The sequence below is a fragment of the Nonomuraea sp. NPDC001684 genome, assembly GCF_053596515.1.
Window position 1 is genome coordinate 1 of the sequence record NZ_JBSFGJ010000385.1, and the last position, 8,847, is coordinate 8,847.

At 70.4% G+C, this 8,847-nt stretch carries 8 protein-coding genes; 7 read left to right on the plus strand and 1 reads right to left on the minus strand.

Annotated elements, in window-relative coordinates; genetic code table 11:
• From ACWCSD_RS40590 to ACWCSD_RS40610, 5 genes are all read left to right on the plus strand, one after another.
• Positions 1-2,457: putative bifunctional diguanylate cyclase/phosphodiesterase (locus ACWCSD_RS40590; protein WP_449922840.1), on the plus strand; the 2,457-nt coding region annotated here is incomplete at its 5' end.
• Between the two features lie 180 nt (positions 2,458-2,637).
• Positions 2,638-4,404, plus strand: coding sequence for an acetolactate synthase large subunit (locus ACWCSD_RS40595; RefSeq protein WP_352352214.1), 1,767 nt, complete (start codon positions 2,638-2,640; stop codon positions 4,402-4,404).
• A gap of 78 nt (positions 4,405-4,482) precedes the next feature.
• Positions 4,483-5,007 (plus strand): acetolactate synthase small subunit, encoded by a 525-nt coding sequence (ilvN, locus tag ACWCSD_RS40600; protein WP_352318972.1) that lies wholly within the window; start codon positions 4,483-4,485, stop codon positions 5,005-5,007.
• 23 nt (positions 5,008-5,030) lie between these two features.
• Complete coding sequence (gene ilvC, locus ACWCSD_RS40605; protein WP_352319077.1) at positions 5,031-6,014, plus strand: ketol-acid reductoisomerase; 984 nt, start codon at positions 5,031-5,033, stop codon at positions 6,012-6,014.
• A gap of 102 nt (positions 6,015-6,116) precedes the next feature.
• A complete protein-coding gene (locus ACWCSD_RS40610) occupies positions 6,117-6,740 on the plus strand; it encodes a class I SAM-dependent methyltransferase (RefSeq protein WP_449922842.1) in 624 nt (207 codons plus the stop codon).
• Positions 6,741-6,805: 65 nt separating this feature from the next.
• On the opposite strand, the gene ACWCSD_RS40615 is transcribed toward ACWCSD_RS40610, so the two are convergent.
• On the minus strand, positions 6,806-7,528 hold the full coding sequence (locus tag ACWCSD_RS40615; RefSeq protein WP_449922844.1) for a YoaK family protein: 723 nt from the start codon (positions 7,526-7,528) through the stop codon (positions 6,806-6,808).
• A gap of 124 nt (positions 7,529-7,652) precedes the next feature.
• Between ACWCSD_RS40615 and map the strand changes: the two genes are divergently transcribed.
• On the plus strand, positions 7,653-8,420 hold the full coding sequence (gene map / locus ACWCSD_RS40620; RefSeq protein WP_397164561.1) for a type I methionyl aminopeptidase: 768 nt from the start codon (positions 7,653-7,655) through the stop codon (positions 8,418-8,420).
• Positions 8,421-8,634: 214 nt separating this feature from the next.
• The coding region (locus ACWCSD_RS40625; RefSeq protein ID WP_449922847.1) for a hypothetical protein at positions 8,635-8,847 on the plus strand (213 nt) is incomplete at its 3' end.

The following is an 8,847-nucleotide window of genomic DNA, read 5'->3' on the forward strand; positions in this document are numbered from 1 at the left end:
GCCTCGGTCAGGTCGGCCGAACATCGCTCGATGGCGATGGCCGCGCGCTGGATGGGCGGCGGCGCCGTCGTGTGGCTCGCCGGCGTGGCGCTCCGCGCGGTCGCCACCAGCTTCGTCGTCAGCTTCGCCGACCTGTTCGTCCTGCTCGGCACCGTGATCATCGCGGGCGGCGCGCTGATCGCCGCCGACCGCCGGTTCCCGGCCAAGGTCGTGTTACGGCATCTCACGGACGCGTACCTGTGCGCGGCCTCGCTCTTCCTCATCGGCTGGGTGGTGGCGCTGCGCCACTACTACGAGGACGCGGGCGACGCGCCCACGTTCACGTTCGCCATGGTGCCGCCGATGATCGCGTTGCTCGTCACCTGCGGGGTGATCCCCTCGGTGCTCACCAGCCGGGCCGGCTCCTGGCTGCTCGGCCTGGCCGGGGTGGGCGTGCTGGCCACCATGACCGTCGGCGGCCTGTCGGCCGCCATGGCCCGCCTGGCCGGCGACCCGCCGCCCATGTGGACCGTCATGCTCGTGCCCGTCGCGCTGCTGCTGCTGGCCGCCGTGCCCTGGGGGCCGCGGGCGCGGCCGGTCGGCGGTCCCGTCGTGCGCAACGTGGTCGCGATGATGCCGCTCGCGCTCGTCGCCGTGGCCGCCTGCACGCTGCTCGCCCACCTGGCCGGAGCCCGGGCCGCGCAGCCGGTGACCGGCGTCGTGGTGGTCGCGGTCTCCGTGGTGCTGCTCCTGCTGGTACGCCTGTTCGTGCTCTCGGCGGCGTCCATCCGGCTGCGCGGCCTGGTCTCGCTGGGCGAGCGGCAGCTCAGGGAGCTGGCCGAGAGCACCGGCGACGTGGTGCTGCTGTGCGACTACGAGGGCGTCGTCCACGAGATCGGCGCCGGCGTCGAGGTCACCTACGGCTACCCGCCCGAGGAGCTGGTCGGCGGTTCGATCTTCGACTACATCCACCCTGAGGACGTCCCGGGCATCCAGGCCGCGATGCGCGCCATGACCACCGACGAGGAGGGCGCCGCGCCGGGCGCCTGCTTGATCGCCTGCCGGGTGCGCGCCGCCGACGGCACCTGGCGGCCCACCGAGTCGGTCGCCACCCGCCACATCGGCGGCGACGACCTCATGCTCGTCACCACCCGCGACGTCAGCGACGAGGAGGCCCTGCGCAACCAGGTCGCCCACCTGACCTTCCACGACGGCGTCACCGGGCTGCCCAACCGCGCCTACTTCGAGGAGCGCACCCGCGAGGTGCTGGCCGGCCGCACGTCCGGCAACGTCGCGGTGATCTTCCTCGACCTCGACGGGTTCACCTCGGTCAACGACTCGGTGGGGCACGCCAGCGGCGACTACCTGCTCGGCCAGGCCGCCCGCCGGCTGCGCGGGGCCGTACGCGCCGACGACACGCTGGCCCGGTGGGGCGGCGACGAGTTCGCCGTGCTCGTGGAGACCGGCGGCGACGCCCAGATGGCCGTGGACATGGCCGAGCGCCTGGTACGCGCGGTCTCCCAGGAGCCGTTCCGGGTCGCCGACCGCGACGTGGCGCTGACCGCGAGCGTGGGCGTGGCCTTCACCGAGGACGGCCTGCCCGCCGGCGACCTCATGCGCAACGCCGATGTGGCGATGGCGCGTTCCAAGGAGCTGGGCGGGCGGCGGGTCGAGGTGTTCGCCGCCCAGATGCACGCCGACGTGGTGCGCCGCCTGGAGCTGGCCGCCGACCTGCAGCGGGCGCTCATCGAGCAGCAGTTCGCCATCGAGTACCAGCCCGTGGTCGACCTGGCCACGTCCCGGGTGACCGCGGTCGAGGCGCTGGTGCGGTGGTGGCGCGGCTCGGTGTTCGTGCCGCCGGAGCAGTTCCTCGGCCCGGCCGAGGACACCGGGCTGATCGTGCCGCTGAGCGAGTGGATCCTGCGCGAGGCGTGCCGCGAGGTGGCGTCCTGGCGGGCCTCGTCCTGGGACATCGGGCTGTCGCTCAACCTGTCGGCGCGGCAGATCACCGCGCCCCGCTTCGTCGAGACCGTCGAGCAGGCGCTGGCCGAGAGCGGCCTGCCCGCCTCCGCGCTCACCCTTGAGGTGATCGAGGAGATGCTCGTCGAGGACGCCGAGGAGACCATCAGGCGGCTGTCGGAGCTGCGCGCGCTGGGCGTGCGGCTGGCGATCGACGACTTCGGCACCGGTTACGCCTCGCTGGCCTTCCTCCGGCAGCTGCCGGTCGACATGATCAAGATCGACCCGTCGTTCGTGTCCGGCCTGGGCAGGGACGACACGCTGACGCTGCTCACCCGTACGATCGTGCGGCTCGGCCACGACCTCGGGCTCACCGTGGTGGCCGAGGGCATCGAACGGCCCGAGCAGCTGGAGCTGCTGCGCGAGATGGGCTGCACCAGGGGGCAGGGTTTCCTGGTGGCGCGTCCCATGGCGGCCCGCGGCGTGGACAGTCTCATGCGGACGAGTCTCACCGTGTGAGACTCGCGTCCCGCCAAGTTGACATCGGGGCGTTCTGAGCGGCTATGGTGTAAGGCATGCTTCGCAGTGAGATTCTCGTAGTACTTCGCCGGCGCGCAGGCCGATAGCGAAGCACTACGACCTGCGCGCCGCCCCAGTCCCACCCCCGCCGGTGGGAAGGGGCATTTTTTATGTCCTTAAGTGAGTAGCCACGCAAGGAACGAGCCGATGACCGAACGGATGACAGGTGCACAGGCCCTGGTGAGGGCGCTGGAGCACGTGGGAGTCGACACCGTGTTCGGGATCCCGGGCGGCGCGATTCTGCCCGCCTACGATCCCCTTTACGACTCGACCAAGGTCCGGCACGTGCTTGTACGGCACGAGCAGGGCGCCGGCCACGCGGCCGAGGGTTACGCGCAGGCCACCGGCAAGGTCGGGGTCTGCATGGCGACCAGCGGTCCCGGGGCCACGAACCTGGTGACGCCGATCGCCGACGCCTTCATGGACTCGGTGCCGATCGTGGCGATCACCGGCCAGGTCGCCGCACCGATGATCGGCACGGACGCGTTCCAGGAAGCCGACATCTCCGGCATCACCATGCCGATCACGAAGCACAACTTCCTGATCACCGATCCCGCGGACATCCCGCGCACGATCATGGAGGCCTTCCACATCGCCTCGACCGGTCGTCCGGGGCCGGTGCTGGTGGACATCTCCAAGGACGCGTTGCAGGCCCAGACCACCTTCAGCTGGCCGCCTGTCATGCAGCTGCCGGGCTACCGCCCGGTCACCAGGCCGCACTCCAAGCAGATCCGCGAGGCGGCCAAGCTGATCGCCGAGTCCCAGCGGCCGGTTCTGTACGTCGGCGGCGGCGTGCACAAGGCCGGCGCGTCGGCCGAGCTGCTGCAGCTCGCCGAGCTGACCGGCATCCCGGTCGTCACCACCCTGATGGCCCGTGGCACGTTCCCGGACAGCCACCCCCAGCACATGGGCATGCCGGGCATGCACGGTAGCGTCTCGGCCGTGGGCGCGCTGCAGAGATCCGACCTGATCATCGGGCTGGGCGTGCGCTTCGACGACCGGGTCACCGGCAATCTGGCCTCGTTCGCGCCGCAGGCCAAGGTCGTGCACGCCGACATCGACCCCGCCGAGATCTCCAAGAACCGGCACGCCGACGTCCCCATCGTGGGCGACTGCAAGGAGGTCATCAGCGACCTCGTCGGCGCGATCCAGGCCTCCGGCCAGAAGGGCGACTACACCGACTGGTGGACCGTCCTGAACGGCTACAAGGAGACCTACCCGCTGGGCTACGAGACCTTCGAGGACGGCACGCTGGCCCCCCAGTACGTGATGGAGCGGCTGAGCGCCATCGCCGGGCCCGACGCCTACTACGTCTCCGGGGTCGGCCAGCACCAGATGTGGGCCGCGCAGTTCATCGACTACGAGAACCCCGGGACGTTCATCAACTCCGGCGGCCTCGGCACGATGGGCTTCGCCGTCCCGGCCGCCATGGGCGCGAAGATGGGTCGGCCGGAGGCCACGGTGTGGGCCATCGACGGCGACGGCTGCTTCCAGATGACCAACCAGGAGCTGGCCACCTGCGCCCTGGAGGGCGTGCCGGTCAAGATCGCCGTCATCAACAACGGCAACCTCGGCATGGTCCGCCAGTGGCAGACGCTCTTCTACGAGGAGCGGTACTCCAACACCAACCTGCAGACCGCGCGTCGCATCCCCGACTTCGTCAAGCTGGCGGAGGCCTATGGTTGTGTGGGCCTCAGGTGTGAGCGCGCCGAGGACGTCGACGCGACCATCAGGAAGGCCATGGAGATCAACGACGTGCCGGTCGTGATCGACTTCGTCGTCCACCAGGACGCCATGGTCTGGCCCATGGTCGCGGCCGGCACCAGCAACGACGACATCAAGATCGCCCGTGACATGGCGCCGAAGTGGGAGAACGAGGATGAGTAGGAGCGAACCCGACGCACTGAGTGCAGCGGTCGCGACGAAGGAGCGCCCGCGGAGCGAAGGAGGAGCGGTGAGCGACCAATGAGCAGACACACGCTGTCGGTGCTTGTCGAGAACAAGCCGGGTGTTCTCGCTCGGGTCTCCGCGCTGTTCAGCAGGCGGGGGTTCAACATCGACTCGCTCGCCGTCGGGCCCACCGAGCACGACGACATCTCGCGCATCACGATCGTGGTGAGCGTGGAGGAGCTGCCCCTTGAACAGGTCACCAAGCAGCTCAACAAGCTGGTCAACGTCCTGAAGATCGTCGAACTGGACCCGTCACAGTCGGTCCAGCGCGAACTCATGCTGATCAAGGTCAAGGCGGACGCCGAGAACCGGTCGCACGTCCTCGAACTCGTCAACCTCTTCCGTGCCCGCTGCGTGGACGTCGCGGCCGACGCGGTGACCATTGAGGTCACCGGCACTCCCGACAAGCTTGAGGCCTTCGTCAAGGTCCTTGAGCCGTTCGGGATCAAAGAACTCGTTCAGTCGGGCATGGTGGCCATCGGCCGCGGCGCCCGTTCCATCACAGACCGGTCCCTCAGGGCACTGGACCGTACCGCCTGAAAGGTTTTATTCAAGTGACCGAGATCTACTACGACGACCAGGCCGACCTGTCGATCATCCAGGGGCGTCACGTGGCCGTGCTGGGGTACGGCAGCCAGGGCCACGCCCACGCGCTCTCCCTGCGTGACTCCGGCGTCGACGTGCGCGTCGGCCTTCCCGAGGGCTCCAAGAGCCGCGAGAAGGCGGAGAACGACGGGCTGCGGGTCGTCACCCCGGCCGAGGCGGTGGAGGAGGCCAACCTCACCATGATCCTCGCGCCGGACCACATCCAGCGCCACCTGTACGCCGAGCACGTCGCCCCCAACCTCGTCGAGGGCGACGCGCTCTTCTTCGGCCACGGCCTCAACATCCGCTACGGCCTCATCGAGGCGCCCGAGGGCGTCGACGTCTGCATGGTCGCCCCGAAGGGCCCGGGCCACCTGGTCCGCCGCCAGTTCGAGGCCGGCCGCGGCGTCCCGTGTCTGGTCGCGGTCGAGAAGGACGCCTCCGGCAAGGCCCTCGACCTGGCGCTGTCGTACGCCAAGGGCATCGGCGGCACCCGCGCCGGCGCGCTGCGCACCACCTTCACCGAGGAGACCGAGACCGACCTGTTCGGCGAGCAGGCCGTGCTGTGCGGCGGCGTCTCCGAGCTGATCAAGGCGGGCTTCGAGACCCTCATCGAGGCCGGCTACCAGCCCGAGGTCGCCTACTTCGAGTGCCTCCACGAGATGAAGCTCATCGTCGACCTCATGTACGAGGGCGGCATCTCCAAGATGTACTGGTCGGTCTCCGACACCGCCGAGTACGGCGGCTACACCCGCGGCCCGCGCGTCATCACCGACGAGACCCGCCAGGAGATGCGCCGCATCCTCGGCGAGATCCAGGACGGCACCTTCGCCCGGCAGCTCGTCGAGGAGTTCGACGGCGGCCAGAAGGAGTTCACGCGTCACCGCGAGGAGCTGGCCGAGAACCCGATCGAGAAGACGGGCGCGAAGCTGCGTCCGATGATGAGCTGGCTGAAGGGCTGACCTTTCGCCGTACGTCGCCCGCCCGCTGCACGGTCAGCGGGCGGGCGATGCTTTTCGCCCGTTCTCGGGGGTTCTCCGGCGAGGCGATGGCATGATGCCGGGATGCCTTTCGATCACAACGATCACTACCACCCGGCGATGGCACGGCTCGTGCCCGAGGGGGCCCGGACGGCGCTGGACGTCGGCTGCGGCACCGGGCGGTTCGCGCGGCGGCTGGCGGGCCTCGGGATCGAGGTCGACGCGGTCGACCCGGCGCCCGAGGTGATCGAGGCCGCCTCGTCGGCGCCGGTGAGCGGGGTGCGGTTCCTGTGCGCCGACGTCACGCGCATGGAGCTGCCCGCGGGGCGCTACGACTACATCTCCTGCCTGGCCAGCCTGCACCACATGCCGTTCGAGACCGTGGCCGCCTTCCGGGACGCGCTGGCGCCCGGCGGGGTGCTGGCCGTCCTCGGGTGCTACGCGGAGCGGACGGCCGCCGACTTCGCGTGGAGCCTGGCCGCCATACCGGTGAACGCGGCAGCCCGGTTGGTGGTGGCGGCGGGGGAGCGCGTGGGCGGGGCGCGTGCCGGGTCCGTGCCCGCGCCGGTGCGGCCGCCGGACATGTCCTTCGCGGAGGTACGGCAGGAAGCGGCGTCACTGCTGCCCGGCTTCTCCCTGCGCCGGCTGCTCTTCTGGCGCTACCTCCTGACCTACCGCAAACCCGCCACCTGGGGTCATCCGGTCTGACCTGTCGCCAGGCGCGCCCCCTCCGGGGTGCGGCGCTCACCTGCCGCAAAGCGCCCGCTTTCCCGCTACAGGGCTGACCGGCCGCGTTGGCGCGGCTTTGCGCGGTGGGTCGTGGTGAGGGCCCAGGCGGCGGTGGCCGCCGCGACCGTGGCCGGGGCGATGAACGGGGTGACGGCGGCGTGCACGCGCAGCGCCGAGGCCGCGACGACGGCGCCCGAGACCACGCAGAGCACCACACCCAGCGGGCGCAGCACCCCCGAACGCGGGCCGACCGCCCGGCCCGCCAGGCTGGTCAGCGTGCCCGTGACGTAGGTCGTGGACAGCCCGGGGCCGCCCGCCCAGCGCGTGACCGCGCTCTGCAGGCCCATCGCCGTCCCCGAGGCGGCGATCAGCGCCGGATGCGGCAGCACGCGCGCCGTCCATCCGGCCGCCACCACCACCAGCAGCGCCAGCTCCGCGAGCAGCACCACCAGCGGCCGCACGGGCACCCCGATCGGCACCCCCGCCGGCTCCTCCGGGGGCTCCCGCTCGCGCGGGGGAGCGCGTCCTGGGGGGGTGGCGCCGCCCAGCAGGGTGAAGCCGATCGCCAAACCCAGGCAGAACGTGGTCAGGGCGATTCCCGAGCGGATGACGTGCGAGGTGTCGCCGGTGCCGAGCGCCAGGCCGAGCAGGACGACGTTGCCGGTCATGTTCGCGGTGAACACCTGTCCGAGCGCGAGAAAGCTCAGCGCGTCGACGGCCCCTGCCGCGAGCGCCAGAGCGAGCATGGAGAACCGTCCGAAACGCATACTCTGAGCACTATAACGATTACTCTGGGTGATTAGTCAACGGGGTGGCGGGACAGCTGCGAGCTCCCGGGAAGCGTGATAATAATACCGGTATAGTTATCGCGCCGAGGGCTGGGAGGCCGCTGTGATCACGCTCAAGACCGCCGGGGAGATCGACGCCATGCGGGAGGCGGGCCGTGTCGTGGCCAACGTGCACGCCGCCGTCAAGGAGCGGGCCGCCGCCGGGGTGTCGCTGCTGCAGCTCGACGAGGTGGCCCGCGAGGTCATGCACGAGGCCGGGGCGCGGTCGTCGTTCCTCGGCTACCACCCGTCGTTCGGGGCCATGCCGTACCCGGGGGTGGTGTGCACGTCCGTGAACGGGGTCATGCTGCACGGGTTGCCCACGCCGTACCGGCTGCGCGAGGGCGACGTGCTGAGCGTGGACTTCGGCGCGCACGTCGACGGCTGGCACGCCGACGGCGCGGTCACCTTCACCGTCGGACCCGGCCGCGCCGAGGACCTCAAGCTCATCCGGGTGGCCGAGGAGACGCTGGCGGCGGGCATCGCGGCCGCCGTGCCGGGCGGCCGGATGGGCGACATCGGGCACGCGATGTCGCTGGTCGGCCGCGGCGCCGGCTACGGCATGCAGAACGACTTCGGCGGCCATGGCATCGGCCGGGCCATGCACGAGTCGCCGTTCGTGCCCAACGAGGCCCGCCCCGGACGCGGCCTGCGGCTGCGCCCCGGACTGGTGATCGCGATCGAGCCGAGCCTGATGGCGGGCGGCGACGACGAGTACGTCATGGCCGAGGACGGGTGGTCGGTGTGCTCCGGCGACGGCAGCAGGAGTGCCCACGTCGAGCACACGGTGGCCATCACCGCGGACGGCCCGGTGGTTCTCACCCTCCCCTGACGCCTCCCGTCAGCGCGCGGTCACGGCCGGACCGGATATTCCTCTGCCGCGTACACCGATCGGTCAAGAAGGGCGAGCTGTGTCACCCCTTCCCCCAAGCCGCGTATTTGCGCAGGTAAAGACAGAAATAGCGGCGTTTGTTGAAAGAGGGCCTAGGGCAAATCTCCTCCCGATAGCTACGGAGAGTAGTCGATAGGTATCAAGGAGAATCGATATGTTCAGACAAGGGCTCATCCTGGCCGGGCTCGTCGGCGGGATGGTCATGGTCGGCGGCTCCGCTCTAGCGGCGACCCCTCACATGGCCTTCGTCCCTCACTCCGACGAGGACCCGGGCCGGGTTCTCTTCGTCTGCGGTGACGAGAACATCTTCGCCCGTGGCGAGGTCGACAACAGCACCAGCGGCGTGCTCGTCCTCGAGACCGGCGAC